Here is a 15,235-nt window from a genome sequence, read left to right on the forward strand (position 1 = left end):
ACCGCCTCCGCGCCTTGTTGCTAGACCGAAAACAATGGGCCTATTCAGGGGCTTCGACCAAAATTTTAACCTGTGATTTCTCGGCGACCAAGGCGTCGAATCCTTCGGTCACAATGTCATCCAACGCAATCCTTTTGGTGACCAGTTTATCGGCGCTGAAATAGCCTTGCAGCATCAACGCCATCACCGCCGGATAGACGTTCCGGTAGGCGATGGTGCCTTGCAACTGACGCTCTTTCAGGACGGCGGTGTTCGGGTTAAACGATGCCTCGCCTTCCCAGATCGAGACGATCAGGCACTGCCCCTCATGACGGGTCGCGTCGATACATTGGGGCAGCACGGTCGGAACGCCTGTCACCTCAAAACCCACATGCACGCCGCCGGTAGCCTCTCGGATGGCGGCGACCACATCGGTTTCCGCAGGATCAAGGACCGAGGTTGCACCAAGTTCCAACGCCTTGGCGCGGCGCACGGCTGAGGGTTCCACCACATGGATTTCAGCCGCCCCCGCGACGCGCAACGCCTCGACCACCAGAAGACCGATCGGACCGGCGCCAAAGACTGCCGCCGCATCGCCTGCCTTGATCTTGGACATCCGCACCGCGTGCAGAGCAACCGCTGCGGGTTCCACCAAAGCGCCCTGCTCCATCGACAGATCATCGGGCATCTTGTGCACCATGCGCGCGGGCACCACGGAATATGCGGCAAAGCCCCCGTGGCCGCCCGAAAGCCCCACGAAGCCCAGACTATCACAGAGGTTGTACTTGCCCTCATGGCAGGCTGGACAGGTGCCGCAGGCAAAAATCGGCTCGATCGCGACACGGTCGCCAACGGCCAACCCTGTGACCCCCTCGCCCAGTTCAGAGATGATGCCGCAATATTCGTGGCCCAGAACGATGGGTGCCTGATCATGGCTAAGAGGATGATCCTCGCCCACGGGGATAAAGATGGGACCGGCCAGATATTCATGCAGGTCACTGCCGCAAATACCGGTCCATGCCACCTTGATCTTCACTTCACCCGCTGCGGGGCTGGGGACGGGAACATCCTCGACGCGGATGTCTTTCACCCCGTGCCAACGTGCTGCTTTCATATGACTTTCTCCAATGACAAAACAAATTGCGCCCGGCGAGGGAGCCACCGGGCGCGGGGATGCATCAGGACAGGTGATGCACCTCTTGCAGGCCGTAAACAGGGGTATCCAGCCCCTCTTGGCGGGCCTTCAGTTGCAGGGCCAGATACAGGGAATAGTGGCGCGACTGGTGCAGGTTGCCCCCGTGGAACCACAGGTTTTGCTGCTGGGTCGGCTTCCACATGTTGCGCTGCTCGCCTTCCCACGGACCGGGGTCTTTGGTGGTGTCAGATCCCAGCCCCCAGACCTTGCCCACCTTGTCGGCAACCTCTTGGCTGATCAGGTCCGCAGCCCACCCGTTCATCGAGCCATAGCCCGTGGCCATCACCACCAGATCAGCCTCAAGGCGGGTGCCGTCCGACAGAACCACCGCGTCTTCGTCAAAGTGGTCCACCTGCCCTTTAACCAGTTTGACCTCTCCGTCGATGATCAACTGGCTTGCGCCCACGTCGATGTAATAGCCTGACCCGCGGCGCAGGTACTTCATGAACAGACCCGAGCCATCGTCGCCCCAGTCCAGATCAAAACCCGCCTTCTCCAGACCGGCGTAGAAATCCGCGTCCCGTTCCCGCATCTGGTCATAGAGGGGGATCTGAAATTCATGCATGATCCGGTAGGGCAATGAGGCAAAGATCATATCGGCCTTTTCGGTCGTCATCCCGCTGGCCACCGCCTCTTCGGAATAAAGTGCCCCAAGTCCGATATCCATCAGCGTGTCCGAGCGCACGATATGGGTCGAGGACCGCTGCACCATCGTCACATCCGCGCCGGTCTCCCACAGGGCGGCGCAGATATCATGGGCCGAGTTGTTGGAGCCCACGACAACCACCTTCTTGCCCGCCCAGGCGTCCGGTCCGTCATGCTGGGACGAATGCTGGATGACGCCTTTAAAGCTGTCCATGCCAGGGAACTTAGGCATGTTGGCTTTGCCAGACATCCCCGTTGCCAGCACCAGTTGGGTCGGATGCAGGGTGACTTTTTCGCCGTCGCGATTAACCTCAACCGTCCATGTGCCGCTGGCTTCGTCAAAGCTGGCCTTCTCGACCTCTGAACGGGTCCAGTAGTTCAACTCCATGACCTTGGTGTACATCTCCAGCCAGTCGCCCACCTTGTCTTTGGGGGTGAAGACCGGCCAGTTCTCGGGGAACTTGATGTAGGGCAGATGGTCGTACCAGATCGGGTCATGCAGACACAGGGACTTGTAGCGGTTGCGCCACTGGTCGCCAGGGCGGTCATGCTTGTCCAGAACGATGGTCGGCACGCCTAGCTGGCGCAGACGCGCCCCTAGCGCGATACCGCCCTGCCCGCCGCCCACGATCACCGTGTAGGGCTGGGTGTCATAGCCAAGGCTTGCGGCCTCTGCCTCGCGCTGTTCTTTCCACGTGACGCGGTTCTTACTGGCCCCGTGTTCGGCGCCCATGGGACGGCGTTTGCCCTTATTCTCTTCAAAGCCCTTCAACTCTTGCAGAGAGGTCAGCAGCGTCCAGATGCGGTCATCCTTCAAGCGGATCAACCCCCAGCCGCGGCCCACATCGGTCTCAAAGGTGATCCATGCGGTGATCACGCCGCCGTCTTCGGTCGGGGCCTCGCCTTCTTGAATACGGAAGCTGCGCGGGTTGGTGTGGCTTAGCTGCTGGGTCAGCATGTCCGCAACGCCCGCTGGCCCTTCGACCGTCTTGAGGTTCCATGTGATGGACACCAGATCGCGCCAATAGCTGTCAGTCGCGAACAGGTCCGAAACGGCCTTGGCATCCCCTGCCTCAAGGGCGGCATTTAACTGATCCAGAACCGCTTGAGTCTGGGTCATAACTGTTGAATCGAGCATCGCGTCTCCTCCTCTGCGCGTTGTTCTAGGGCAGAGGATCACGGGAAGATGCGGCGCTGATCTACCATTGCGTGCGTATTCCGATGCGGAAAGTGAGTGCTGCATTGCGGCGTGTTGCACGCGCAACGACGCGCAACACCTTAGGTCGGGGGCTGCAACCCTGCCCGCCGGATGCGGCGCAGAATGGTCGAGCGGTTGACCCCCAACCGCCGCGCCACCTGCGACATGTTCCAGCCACATGCCTCAAGGATATGTTCCAGCGATTCCTCAGGCTCGGCTGGCGCGGACAGAGACTGCAACGGCGCGGGCAAATCGGTCAGGTCGATCACCCGCCCGTCGCTAAGGGCCAAGGCGACGTCCAGCACCTGCGATAGCTCTCGTAGGTTGCCGGTCCACTGCCGTCCCAACAAAGCCGCGCGGGCCGAGGGGGACAGACGCACGTCATCGGTGGTCTTGCGCCGCAGCAGGCGGTCCATCAACCAAGGCAAATCCTGCCGGTGCCTGAGGGCGGGCAGCGTCAAGGTCGCACCGGCCAGACGATGCAACAGTGTATCAGGCAGTCCGGTCTGATCGGGCGCGACGCAGCTTGTGGTCACGGGGCGCAGATGCGGCGCGCCATCCAAGAGTGCCGTCAAACGGGGGGCCAACGGCGCAGGCAGTTCCTCGATCCGGCGCAGCAGCAGGGTTGCGGGGACAGGCGCGGCTTGTGCCAGCGCGTCCAGCACCTCGGCCCTCAGCCCGCCGCAGTCCAACCGGTGAAAGCCCTGCGCCTTGCTGGCCATATGCACCGCCTGCGCCAGTTTCGTTTTTCCGGTCCCTGTCTCGCCGCAGATCAAAAGCGGCACCGGAACAGAGGCCAAACGCGCCGCCTGCCCCAACACGTGGCTCATGGTCGGATCACCGCCCGTTAGCCCTTCGATCGGCCCATCCCGACGCACCGGACGCGGGGCCGAGCGCGGCGCTTGTGGCGCAATCGCATGGCCGAATAATGCGCCCCCGTCCCGCAATGGAACCACCCGTTCTTCGGTGGGACGGTCGCGCATCAGGTCGGGCAGATCATCAACGGACAGGTCCAGAACCTCATCGATGCGCCGCCCCAAAACATCGCCCGCGCCAAACAGCTTGCCCGCCGCACGGGTATATCCCAGCACCCGCCCCGAGCCATCCAGACGCACGGCTGCCTCAGGGTCCACATCCAGAAACTCTGGGCTGGCAGAGAACCGCAGCACCCAGTCGCGACGGCTTTCCGCCATCAGGTTCGCCATCTCGACCCGCCGCGCGGCGTTGGTCACAAGGCTCATGGCAAGGTTCTGGCTGCGCTTTGGCGCGGGCGAGCGCAAGAGCGAGATATCCAGCACCGCCGCCAGTTGCCCCAGACTGTCAAAGATCGGCGCTGCCGTGCAGCTTAGCCGCGTGTGGGCATTTCCGAAATGATCGTCTTGGTGCACGGTCACCGGCTCTTGTGTGACGATGCAAGAGCCAACCCCGCAGGTGCCCGCCAGATCCTCGGACCAGTTCGAGCCCAGATAGAGCCCCGCCGCCCGCAGATCGTCCACGAACAAATCATCGCCGAAAAAGTCCACACAGACCCCTTTGGCATCGGTCAACAGCAGCACATAGTTCTGACCTGCCACCTGCCGGAACAGGCTTTGCAGACTGCTCCGCGCCGCCCCGATCATCCATTCGGCCTGCGCTCGATGATCGCGCAGTTCGCTGTCAGTGACGATATAGGCAGGCTCGCGCCGTGTGGGGTCCATGCCGTGCTGTTCCACACAGCGCCGCCATGAGGCCGCAACGAACCCGTCGCGCCCCGTGCAATGACCATCCAGAACCCTGCCGATCTCTTCCACATGCTGCTGTTCGTGCATCATGCGCACCTCCCTTGGGTTGAGGCTAGCACAGAGCTGCACCTGCTAGGCAACCGACTTTCGTCGCGCAGAGCGCGGGCGTGCGCGGCAAGGACCGCTTGCCTGATGACAGAAACCGGCACCGCGTTCTTTGCAGCGAATGCAATGACTCATTCGTGAATTGTGCAGTTCCGGAATGTGGATCATCGGTAATGGCATTATGGCGAAACCGCTTCGGCTGTTCTTTGTTGGCTTACTGAACCTGGCTCTGCTGTTCACCTCTGTGGTGGCGCAAGCGGGCGGACATGATCATGGCTGCGACCAGACAGCCGAAGCCACGCAGCATGCTATTGAGGCGCATCACGCACATGGGTCCCATGCTATGACAACGGCGTCAGACGATGAGACACCCACCGCTGATCCCATCGCAAAGCTACCTGTGTGTTGTTCGCATGGTTGCCTGGTCGACATTGCCCTGACCGCCCCGCTGGCGACTGCGACCCCCGCAGGCGTTGACGTTCCCGCCGCTTGGATGCTGGCAAATCTCTCTGATTTGACGGGACCAACAGGCCTTCGTCGCCCGCCAAAGGGCTGATCTTCCGTTTCTCGGGCCCAATTGTGCCCTGACCGAAGATCAAATCGGAGTAATCCTTAAAACCCGTTTTGGCGGTCCTTGTGCCGCTGGCGCTTGCGCCGCCTGAGGATGGCGCACTGACCCGTGCGACCGACCCCTCGATCATCTCCCCTGCGCCTTCGGGGCCGAGCGTCGGCTATGTGCACCAGCACATCAAAGAGCCGATGGACTGGCGGCAGTTGAATGACGCGCAAGCGCCGGGGGGAGGCACATGAAGGTCATCTTTACCTTAAGCGCTATGGCGCTGCTGGTCGCATGTGCCGACACCCAGACCGTCCGTGACGCATCCGATCCGCAGGCAGGCTTTGCAGCCGTGTCCGAAGGGACGCAACGATCCGCTGGCGCTGATGCGGCCTGGGCGCAGACCGCAGCCGATGTTGCTGCCATTGAAGCACGGGCCAAGGCGCTGGTCGTGGGCAAAACCATTGGACCGGACACCGCCGTGCAGGTTGCCTTGATGAACAACCGCGGCCTGCAAGCAGCCTATGCTGATCTTGGCCTGTCCGCCGCCGATCTGTGGGAAACCGCGCTGGGACCACGGCCAAGCCTTGAGTTGTCCCTGAACAGCACATCCGAAGCCGGACTGGTGCAATCTTTGGAAGCCTCAGTGACGGGGGCCATCCTTGATCTGGCAACCCGAAAGTCGCGCACACACATTGCCCAGACACAATTCCGGCAGGCGCAGCTTGAGGCCTTGTCCGAAACCTTGGCACTGGCCGCCGAGACCCGCCGTGCATGGATTGATGCAGTGGCAGCGTTCGAGGCCTCATCGCTGATCGGACAGGCCCAAGAGACTGCCGAGGCAGCCTCTGAACTGGCCACTGAGTTGGGGCGAACAGGGGCGATGAACCGGGCCGATCAAGCGCGTGAGCATGTCTTCTCTGCCGAACTGGCCGCCGAACGTGCCAAGGCACGGCTAGAGGCGCAATTGGCCAAAGAGAAGCTGACCCGCCTCATGGGCCTTTATGGCGATAGCGCGGGCTACTTCGTGCCGGACCGCCTGCCCTCTCTGCCGGCCCGCCAACCAGAAAGCAGCACGGCAGAAACGCTGGCGCTACAGCACCGCACTGACCTTGCCATTGGCAAACTAGAGCTTGAGGCGATTGCGCAAGAATACCGTCTTAGCACTCAGTTACGCCGGATCGATGGGGCCAATGTCACCGGCGGGGCCGAACTGACGCGCAGCGACGGCGGACAGACTGATACCGCACGAGTCTTGCAAGTCGGCCTTGATATCCCTCTCTACGACACAACGAAACTGAGCTCTCGGCGGGGCGCACTGGAATACAGCCGCGCCGCGCATGAACTGGCACAAGCTGCGGTGAATGCGCGGTCCGAGGCGCGCTCGGCCCATGCGGAGGTCACCGGCACATATAGCATCGCGCGGCATTGGCGCGAAGAGGTCCTGCCCCTGCGGCGGGAAATCGATAACGAAGCGCTGAAATCCTACAACGGAATGCTGACCTCAACCTTCGATCTGATCGCGGATGCCCGCGACGGGCTAGAGGCGCAACTGGCCACCGCCGTGTCCAAGGCCGACTACTGGCGCGCCGAAGCCAATCTGAAAACTGTGATCTGGGGTCCCCCCGTCGGAGGTGACGAATGAACCGTCGTCAGTTGCTGGCCGGTGGCGCGGGGGCGTTATTGGCCTCGGCCGCCGCTGCTGAAACCCGCTTTCGCGATCTACCCGAGGCTGCCTTTGCGAACAGCCCCGACACACAGGTGCCGGAACGGCCCACGCAAGGGCTTGAGTATAATCCGGTTGTGACCCTGAACGGTTGGTCCCTGCCGTGGCGCATGAATGGCAACGTAAAAGAGTTCCACCTTGTGGCCGAGCCCGTCGAACGCATCATGGCCGATGGCATGATAGCGCGCCTTTGGGGCTATAACGGCCAGTCTACCGGCCCCACCATTGAGGCGGTCGAGGGCGAGCGGGTACGCATCTATGTCACCAACCGCCTACCCGAACACACCACCGTCCATTGGCACGGGCTGATCCTGCCTTCGGGCATGGATGGTGTCGGCGGCCTGTCGCATCACGCGATCCCGCCGGGGAAAACCTTCGTGTATGAGTTTGACCTGACCAAGTCCGGCACCTTCATGTACCACCCTCACGCGGATGAGATGGTGCAGATGGCGATGGGCATGATGGGGCTTTTCATTGTGCATCCCCGCGATCCCGCCTTCATGCCCGTGGACAGGGACTTTGCCTTTCTGCTTGCCGCCTATGACATCGACCCCGGCACCTATGTCCCGCGTGTGGCCGAGATGACCAACTTCAACATGTGGACATGGAACAGCCGCGTCTTCCCAAACATCGACTCTCTGGTGGTGAACAAGGGGGACCGCGTGCGGGTCCGGTGTGGAAACCTGACCATAACCAACCACCCGATCCACATGCATGGTTATCACTTCGAGGTCACCGGCACTGACGGCGGCTGGGTACCCCAGTCCGCCCGCTGGCCCGAGGTCTCGATCGACATTCCGGTTGGCGCCATGCGCGCCTATGAGTTCGATGCGGTGCATGAAGGGGATTGGGCGATCCACTGTCACAAATCGCACCACACGATGAACGCCATGGGACATGATCTGCCGACCTTCATCGGCGCGGACAAAGCCAAGCTGACCCAGATGATCCGCCGGCAGCAGCCGGGACACATGCCTATGGGCACCGCAGGCATGGCCGACATGGGCGAGATGTCCATGGAACTGCCCGACAACACCGTGCCGATGATGACCGGCTGGGGCCCCTACGGTCCGCTGGAGATGGGCGGCATGTTCTCGGTCGTGAAGGTCCGCGAAGGCATCGCGCGGGACGATTACTCGGACCCCGGCTGGTATCAGAACCCACCCGGCACGCAGGCTTGGGAATGGACGGGCGAGCTGCCCGAAGAACTACGCCAAACCAACGCCGAAACCGTCATCATCCCCAAAAGCCACCTGAACCACAGTCACTAATCCTGCGCCCATCTAGGGCCGATCCCCGAAAGGAAAGACACGTGAACACCCTCAAAGCACTGGCTATTGCCGTTGCCACCATCACCCTGCCCGCCTCTGCCGTACTGGCCGAAAGCAGCATGGGGATGCCGATGAGCCACGGCACCATCACCAAGATCGATGCCAAGTGGAAAAAGGTCACCATTGACCACGGCCCGCTTGAGAACCTCGACATGCCGGCGATGAAGATGGTCTTTGACTACACCGACGGCATGATGGACGGCATGGCAGAAGGCGCAAAGGTTGCCTTTGTTGCGGACCGGTTGAACGGCAAGCTGACCGCGACCGAGATCACGTCTGAGTGAGCATCGGGCCTTAGTGCCATTGGTTTGCGCCGGATCACGGTTTATCGCCCCGGTCCGGCGCAGGGTTGAGTCATCACAGACAGACCGAAGGAGGTCGCTATGAAATGGTTCGCAATTCCACTGATTTTCCTCGCAGGTCCGGCGCTGGCCGACCGTGGCGAATATTACGGCCACATGATGGACGGCTACGGCGTCGGGATGATGTTCGGCCCCGTTCTGTGGCTGATCGTGTTAGGGCTGGTGGTGGCTGGCGTGGTCTGGTTCATCCGGCAGCCGGGCAACAGCGCCACCCCGAAGAGCGCCGGTGACGCAATGGCCGAGTTAGACATGCGTCTGGCACGGGGCGACATCGACCCTGAGGATTATGCCGCCCGCAAAAAGCTATTGGCGGAGTAAACCGCCAAGAATTGGACGCGCCCCACCGCAAGATGGGGCGCGGTTTCTTATTCGCGGTACTTCGAATGGCAGGCCTTGCAGGTGCCACCGATTTTGCCCAACGCGGGCGCAAGGTCGGCCTCTGTGGTGATCGATCCGATCAGCGCCTCAGTGGCGATTTCGGTATCCGATGCCAGCTTGGCAAAGTCGTCCCATTGCTGCCAGATGATTGGCAGGGCCTCGGATTTCGGATCCTCGGCTTGGGTTTCGAACATAGGCGCGATTTGCGCTGCCTGCGCTGCGACCTCGGTCAAGGCAGCGTTGGCCGCTGCGGCATCAAAAGCCGTCTGACCCTTTGCCATCGAACCGACGATCTTCATCTGGTCGCCGATCGTTTTCATGACCTCCATGCGGGCCATGACATCCTTGTTCTTGACGCCTCCATGGGCCAATGCCGCGGTCCCGAGGGCGATCAAGGTAACTGCGATAGTTGCTTTTTTCATGAGGTTTCCTCGTCGTATTCTGTGTAATGCTTTAAGTGGTTTGCCAAAGGCCGCGTGGGCCAAGATGCGACCACACAGCCGCCATTTTCTGGCAGCGTTGATTGTGAATGCGCTCTGGACCGGATGATCTGGCGCATAGATCCCGTTGAGATCAAATAACCATCAGCCACGACAATCAATACCGCGTGCACAGAGCAATATTCCTCCGCTTTCCGGGCTGATGAAGGTCAAAAGCTCAGGTTCGGGGCGGTGGTAGATCGTGATCAGGGCTATGGTCCGGTCCTGTTTCCGAGGTCGGCAAAGCGTGCCGCGCCCGCAGGCTGAGCGGATTGAAAAGGCTGGTCACCGGCGGCAGCATCGCTAGAACAACGCTGTTCATGTGATGGCAGTCTGGCACCGCCCCCTCTGAGACATCTTCGTGAAGACCGTCAGAGCATTCCGCGCAGGCATCCACTGCAGTGCTATGGTGATCAGGAATGGCGGCCATCACATCCGGGACCGAGGCCAGAATAAGGCCGAGGCCAAGCAACAAGACAAAGACGGAAGACACAGCAAAGCGCAGCATCGCTGATGCGCGCGCCTTCTTTGGCCCTCTTCCCAGTCCGCTCAACCTGCCACTCCCTATGGGCGAAATATCACCCTTTCAGAAGCTTATACGCGAAGAGCGCGCCGCCTCATAGGCCCAATGCCGATCCATCGGAGCCCGCGTTCAAGCCCCCCAGACAAGGCGCAAAACCGAAACGGGGCCCAACGCAGTATCTCAATGGGGAAGCGTTTCTTTTCCCACGCGCCTGTAATTGACGAACGAGTTGGCGCTCATCACCACAAAGAAGCTGTCCATGTCGATCAAGACAAATCCGCGCTCGAACAGTGCGCGAGCAAGGGCCGTCCGGTCTTCGGGATAAAGCCGCTTGCGCCCCATCATGTCTCTCACAAGTTTTTCGGGAATTCTGTATCGCCCTGACGCCTTCCCGCCGAAAGGCACCGCGTAAAGTTCCTGTAGTTGCTTGGCTACGTCATCGTGTTGCATCGTCAAATCCAAAATATTTTTTGTCTATAGACAAAAAATTTCTGTCTATGTAAAGCGGATAAAGGAAATTGATGGTGGAATATGCTAGACCAAGACAACTTCACTGAAGCACGTGACATCGGGGCAGACCTGCGCGCAGCGATTGCCGCCGGTGATGCAGAGCGCATTGCAGCGCTTTTGGACCCGTTGCCGTACAGCGAGGCGTTGCGGGAGTTTCTGGCGTTGCCTCCTGAGGCGCGCGACGACGTTCTAAAACTGGTCCCCGTAGAACTGGCCGCAGACCTGATCGAAGAAGCGCCCTACGAGATGGCCGCCGAACTGGTCGAGCGTCTGGAGCCCGAACGGGCCGCCGAGATTCTCGAAGAGCTAGACTCGGACGTGCAGGCGGACGTCATCGGCGAAATGGATGCCGAAGATGCCGAGGCCGTCCTTTCCGAAATGGATGCTGAGGACGCGGCAGATGTGCGCCGTCTGGCGGCCTACGAGGATGACACCGCCGGTGGTCTGATGATGACTGAGGTGTTCCAGTTCTCGGACAAGGACACCGTCGGCAAGGTTCTGCGTGCGCTGGCATCGGATGACGAAGATTTCGAGCGTTACCGCGGTCAGCACCCCTACATCGTAGATGATGCAGGCGTACCTGTGGGCGTGGTTTCGCTGCGCGGTTTGCTAACGGCAAAGCGTAGTTCTAATCTTACAGAGATCATGGTCACTCCTCTGACTGTGCCCGTCGACATGCCGCTGGAGAAGCTTGAGGACATTTTCAACGACTATCCGTTCCTTGGCGTTCCTGTTGTTGACGCTGACGGCCTGCTGGTTGGGGTCATTTCACGGTCTGCGGTTGCCGATGCGGTTCTGGAGCGTAGCGAAAGCGAAAGCCTTAAACGTCAAGGTGTGGTGGGCGACGAACTGCGCTCGATGCCGACATGGCTTCGGTCCCGCCGCAGGTTTGCTTGGCTGTCCGCCAACATCGTCCTGAACATCGTCGCGGCCAGTGTCATCTCTGCCTACGAGGATACCCTCTCGGCGGTCATCGCACTGGCGGTCTTTCTGCCGATGGTCTCGGACATGTCAGGCTGTTCAGGAAACCAGGCGGTTGGTGTCACCATGCGTGAACTCAGCCTTGGCCTTGTCCGGCCAATGGATGCCTTCCGCGTCTGGCTGAAGGAAATCTCGGTCGGGGTCATCAACGGGATCGCGCTTGGCGTGCTGATTGGAGTCGTCGCCTGGGTCTGGAAGGGCAACCCTGCCCTTGGTCTGGTTATCGGCGCCGCTTTGGCACTGAACACCATGCTGGCTGTTTCCATCGGCGGGGTCGTCCCGCTATTGCTCAAGCGCCTTGGCCAAGACCCTGCTGCCGCCAGTGGCCCGCTGCTGACGACCGTCACCGACATGGCCGGGTTCTTCTTTGTGCTTAGCTTTGCAACCCTGATGATGCCGTGGTTGATCTGATGGCCAGAACCTCTACGCATAGCCCCGCAAAGGCACCGTCGGTCGCGCTGTTTGGCTGGATGGAGTACATCGGTCTGCCCGAACTTGGTCTGGATCATGTCAAAGCCAAGCTGGACACAGGCGCACGCACATCTGCCATCCACGCCGAGAACATCAAGCTCTTCGAGCGCGATGGCATCGAGTGGGTGCGCTTTCAGACGCTGCCCGATTGGGACAATCCGAATGTCGGGTTCCGCACGGTCGAAGCGCCGGTCGTCCACAGCCGCGAGATCAAAAACACAAGCGGCATCCCCGAAGAACGTCTGGTCGTGAGAACGAAGGCACGTTTCGGCAAACGGTCGTGGATGATCGACGTCTCGCTGGCCGACAGAAACAACATGACCTTCCCGATGATCATCGGACGCACGGCGCTGAAAAACCATGCCGTTGCCGTTCACACCCGCAAGACATTTCTGGTCTCAGAAAGGCCGCCCTATTCGACAGGAAAGGAAAACCAATGAAAATTGCAATGCTTGCCAGAAACGCAAAGCTTTATTCGCACCAGCGCCTGAAGGAAGCCGCCGAGCAACGCGGCCACCAGCTTGATATTATCGACACACTGCGCTGCTACATGAACATCGCGTCGCGTCGGCCCGAGGTCTACTACAATGGGGCAAAGCTTGAAGGCTACGACGCGGTTATTCCGCGGATCGGCGCGTCGGTCACTTTCTACGGTACAGCCGTGCTGCGCCAGTTCGAAATGATGGGCGTTTATCCGTTGAACGAAAGCGTTGCGATCGGGCGGTCCCGCGACAAGCTGCGCTCGATGCAGTTGATGGCGCGCGATGGCATCGGCCTGCCCGTGACCACCTTTGCACATGACGCCAAGCAGACGGAAGAAGTCCTGAAACTTGCCGGTGAAGCGCCGCTGGTGATCAAGCTGCTTGAAGGGACACAAGGTCTGGGCGTGGTTCTTGCGGACACCAACCGTTCCGCCAAATCCGTGTTCGAGGCATTCCGTGCGACCAACACCAACATCCTGATCCAAGAATTCATCAAGGAAGCAGGCGGCACCGACATCCGTGCCATCGTCGTTGGCGGCAAGGTCATCGCAGCCATGAAACGCACCGGCGCCGAGGGCGAGTTCCGTTCCAACCTGCATCGCGGCGGATCGGCGCAGGTCGTCAAGCTTAGCTCGGAAGAGCGGGCCACGGCCATTCGCGCGGCGAAATCCATGGGCCTGAACGCCTGCGGCGTAGACATGCTGCGCGCCAACCATGGTCCGGTCATCATGGAAGTGAACTCTTCGCCGGGTCTTGAGGGCGTAGAAAAGGCAACCGGTCTGGATATTGCCGGCAAGATGATCGAGTTCCTTGAAAAGAACCACTCGACCGGCAGCACCCGCACCAAGGGCCGCGGTTAATGGCGAAAGTCAAAGCCTTCAGGCTCGCCGATCAGGACATTGCACCGGGAAACCGCAAGACTGTGGATATTCCGGTCAGTGTCCTGTCGGACCACACGCCGATTTCGATGTCCGTGCATGTGGTGCACGGCAAGTCACCGGGCCCAGTCGTTTTCATCAGCGGCGGCATTCATGGTGACGAAGTCATCGGTGTCGAAATCATCCGGCGGGTTCTGGCGTCAAAGTCCCTTAAATCTCTGAAAGGGACTTTGCTGGCGGTGCCTATCGTCAACGCCTATGGCTTGATCAACCACTCGCGCTATTTGCCGGACCGCCGTGACCTGAACCGCTGCTTTCCGGGCAGCGAGACAGGCTCACTGGCGGCACGACTGGCAAACCGCTTTTTGACCGAAGTGGTGACCCGCGCCGATCTGGGCATTGACCTGCACTCTGCGGCCATTCACCGTACGAACTACCCTCAGGTCCGCATTTCGCCCGGCGACGACAAAATGCAAGAGCTTGCCGAAGTCTTTGGTGCCCCTGTGGTGATGAAATCCCAACTGCGCGAAGGCTCTTTGAGGCATGCCGCACAGATCATCGACAAACCTGTCCTGCTTTTCGAAGGCGGTGAAGGGCTGCGCTTTGACGAGTTCACAATCCGTGCAGGGGTTGCAGGCGTTCTTCGCGTACTGAACCATCAAGGTATGATTTCGCGCCGCGGGGTCGCCAAACCGAAGGGAGCGCCGCAGTTTTGCCAATCAAGCAAATGGGTCCGCGCCCCGATGGGTGGCCTGCTGCGCGTCTTCAAGGCAGACGGCGCCCTTGTCCGCAAAGGCGAACGCCTTGCGGTCGTGTCCGATCCATTCGGCGAAAACGAGATGGACGTTCTGGCGCCGTTCTCCGGCATCATCGTTGGCCGCGCCGTCATGCCCATCGTGAACGAGGGCGACGCTGTGTTCCATATTGGTTGCGTCAAATCCATGAGCGAAGCCGAAGGCGCTTTCGAAGATTTGGAAAGCCAACTGGAAGATGATCCGATGTTCGATGAAGACGAGATTATCTGACGGCAGAAATGGGTGCATGGCCCGCAGAAGGCCCTGCACCCTATGCTGAGGTGTCACAGCACAACCAAATCTAGCGACCGATATCGAACGCTCTCCACGGTACCTTCGTCAGCAAGGCTGGGAAGCAAAGCGAGGGGACACTGGAAACAATATCCGTGAGCGATACTTGGCGGAGCGGTGGGCGTCGAGTTGAAACCCACAAACAAACTAAGATATTGTAAATAAACAAATATAAAACTTAACTCGTTCATCTATGTGAACCAAAATGTGAACCATCCGATTGGTCCATTTTCTGACCCAATATAGGAAACAACCCGCTCGATCTGAACTCGCAGATTCTCCGCCGAGCTCCGAGGCCACCTCATTCAGAAGCTTTTAAGGTTCAGTCGCAATGCTGTGGTAGAAACCCGACAGAGGTGGTCCGCGTTTTTCGACCAGTTTGCCGCCGCGCTAAGCTATAGCATTGGTTTCATTTCAGGCGGCAACCTTCAGGTCCGGAGCTCGTCTACCATAGACCTCGTCCGGCGTCATGATCCCATGTGATGAGTGCGGGCGTCTTTCGTTGTAGTAGCTGATCCAGCCACCGATCCCGCCTCGGGCTTCGGAACCGGTTTCGAAGGCGTTCAGGTAGACACATTCGTATTTGAGGGATCGCCAGAGCCGTTCGATCATTCGGTTGTCGATCCAGCG

Annotated in this window: 17 protein-coding genes; 10 read left to right on the forward strand and 7 right to left on the reverse strand. The window is 60.1% G+C overall.

All coding sequences use genetic code 11. The features are described 5' to 3' along the window. Positions 1–40: 40 nt before the first annotated feature. The 3 genes from CLV74_RS10125 to CLV74_RS10135 form a co-directional block, all read right to left on the reverse strand. Entirely contained in the window at positions 41–1,093 is a 1,053-nt protein-coding gene (locus CLV74_RS10125; protein ID WP_106264168.1) for a 2,3-butanediol dehydrogenase, read from the reverse strand. A gap of 64 nt (positions 1,094–1,157) precedes the next feature. Continuing rightward, the gene (locus CLV74_RS10130; protein WP_106264170.1) at positions 1,158–2,957 is read right to left on the reverse strand and encodes an NAD(P)/FAD-dependent oxidoreductase; all 1,800 of its coding nucleotides are present in this window, start codon (positions 2,955–2,957) and stop codon (positions 1,158–1,160) included. A 140-nt stretch (positions 2,958–3,097) separates the two neighbouring features. Further along, positions 3,098–4,825, reverse strand: a complete 1,728-nt coding sequence (locus tag CLV74_RS10135) for a sigma-54-dependent Fis family transcriptional regulator (protein ID WP_106264259.1) — start codon at positions 4,823–4,825, stop codon at positions 3,098–3,100. 199 nt (positions 4,826–5,024) lie between these two features. Here CLV74_RS10135 and CLV74_RS10140 point away from each other — a divergent pair, with 199 nt between their 5' ends. From CLV74_RS10140 to CLV74_RS10165, 6 genes are all read left to right on the forward strand, one after another. After that, positions 5,025–5,399 carry a hypothetical protein gene (locus tag CLV74_RS10140; RefSeq protein WP_146134926.1) on the forward strand — a complete coding sequence of 125 codons (375 nt, stop codon included), beginning with the start codon at positions 5,025–5,027 and terminating at the stop codon, positions 5,397–5,399. Between the two features lie 80 nt (positions 5,400–5,479). Continuing rightward, the gene (locus CLV74_RS22805) at positions 5,480–5,653 is read left to right on the forward strand and encodes a hypothetical protein (RefSeq protein WP_170108017.1); all 174 of its coding nucleotides are present in this window, start codon (positions 5,480–5,482) and stop codon (positions 5,651–5,653) included. Further along, positions 5,650–7,044 (forward strand): TolC family protein, encoded by a 1,395-nt coding sequence (locus tag CLV74_RS10150; protein ID WP_245888505.1) that lies wholly within the window; start codon positions 5,650–5,652, stop codon positions 7,042–7,044. The genes CLV74_RS22805 and CLV74_RS10150 overlap by 4 nt, the downstream gene beginning before the upstream one ends. Continuing rightward, positions 7,041–8,396 (forward strand): multicopper oxidase family protein, encoded by a 1,356-nt coding sequence (locus CLV74_RS10155; RefSeq protein ID WP_106264177.1) that lies wholly within the window; start codon positions 7,041–7,043, stop codon positions 8,394–8,396. The genes CLV74_RS10150 and CLV74_RS10155 overlap by 4 nt, the downstream gene beginning before the upstream one ends. 41 nt (positions 8,397–8,437) lie before the next feature. Next, the gene (locus CLV74_RS10160) at positions 8,438–8,740 is read left to right on the forward strand and encodes a copper-binding protein (RefSeq protein ID WP_245888506.1); all 303 of its coding nucleotides are present in this window, start codon (positions 8,438–8,440) and stop codon (positions 8,738–8,740) included. 99 nt (positions 8,741–8,839) lie between these two features. Beyond that, positions 8,840–9,136 (forward strand): SHOCT domain-containing protein, encoded by a 297-nt coding sequence (locus CLV74_RS10165; RefSeq protein ID WP_106264181.1) that lies wholly within the window; start codon positions 8,840–8,842, stop codon positions 9,134–9,136. 47 nt (positions 9,137–9,183) lie between these two features. On the opposite strand, the gene CLV74_RS10170 is transcribed toward CLV74_RS10165, so the two are convergent. The 3 genes from CLV74_RS10170 to CLV74_RS10180 all read right to left on the reverse strand — a co-directional run bounded on the left by CLV74_RS10170 (position 9,184) and on the right by CLV74_RS10180 (position 10,648). Continuing rightward, positions 9,184–9,618, reverse strand: coding sequence for a c-type cytochrome (locus CLV74_RS10170; protein ID WP_106264183.1), 435 nt, complete (start codon positions 9,616–9,618; stop codon positions 9,184–9,186). A 235-nt stretch (positions 9,619–9,853) separates the two neighbouring features. Beyond that, positions 9,854–10,183 carry a hypothetical protein gene (locus CLV74_RS10175; protein ID WP_106264186.1) on the reverse strand — a complete coding sequence of 110 codons (330 nt, stop codon included), beginning with the start codon at positions 10,181–10,183 and terminating at the stop codon, positions 9,854–9,856. Positions 10,184–10,378: 195 nt separating this feature from the next. Further along, positions 10,379–10,648: a hypothetical protein gene (locus tag CLV74_RS10180; RefSeq protein WP_106264188.1), complete on the reverse strand. Its 270-nt coding sequence runs from the start codon at positions 10,646–10,648 to the stop codon at positions 10,379–10,381. 81 nt (positions 10,649–10,729) lie between these two features. On the opposite strand from CLV74_RS10180, the gene mgtE reads away from it, so the two are divergent. Genes mgtE through CLV74_RS10200 form a run of 4 tightly spaced genes read left to right on the forward strand, consistent with a single transcriptional unit; the run spans position 10,730 to position 14,545 of the window. Beyond that, positions 10,730–12,100, forward strand: coding sequence for a magnesium transporter (gene mgtE, locus CLV74_RS10185; RefSeq protein ID WP_106264191.1), 1,371 nt, complete (start codon positions 10,730–10,732; stop codon positions 12,098–12,100). Continuing rightward, entirely contained in the window at positions 12,100–12,600 is a 501-nt protein-coding gene (locus CLV74_RS10190; protein ID WP_106264263.1) for an ATP-dependent zinc protease family protein, read from the forward strand. The genes mgtE and CLV74_RS10190 overlap by 1 nt, the downstream gene beginning before the upstream one ends. After that, positions 12,597–13,502 (forward strand): 30S ribosomal protein S6--L-glutamate ligase, encoded by a 906-nt coding sequence (rimK, locus tag CLV74_RS10195; protein ID WP_106264194.1) that lies wholly within the window; start codon positions 12,597–12,599, stop codon positions 13,500–13,502. Before CLV74_RS10190 ends, rimK begins: the two co-directional genes overlap by 4 nt. Further along, entirely contained in the window at positions 13,502–14,545 is a 1,044-nt protein-coding gene (locus CLV74_RS10200; RefSeq protein ID WP_106264196.1) for a succinylglutamate desuccinylase/aspartoacylase family protein, read from the forward strand. Before rimK ends, CLV74_RS10200 begins: the two co-directional genes overlap by 1 nt. Before the next feature lie 474 nt (positions 14,546–15,019). Here CLV74_RS10200 and CLV74_RS10205 read toward each other — a convergent pair. Then, the coding region (locus CLV74_RS10205; protein WP_146134927.1) for an integrase core domain-containing protein at positions 15,020–15,235 on the reverse strand (216 nt) is incomplete at its 5' end.

This window comes from Donghicola tyrosinivorans, from assembly GCF_003003355.1.
Lineage (GTDB): Bacteria > Pseudomonadota > Alphaproteobacteria > Rhodobacterales > Rhodobacteraceae > Donghicola > Donghicola tyrosinivorans.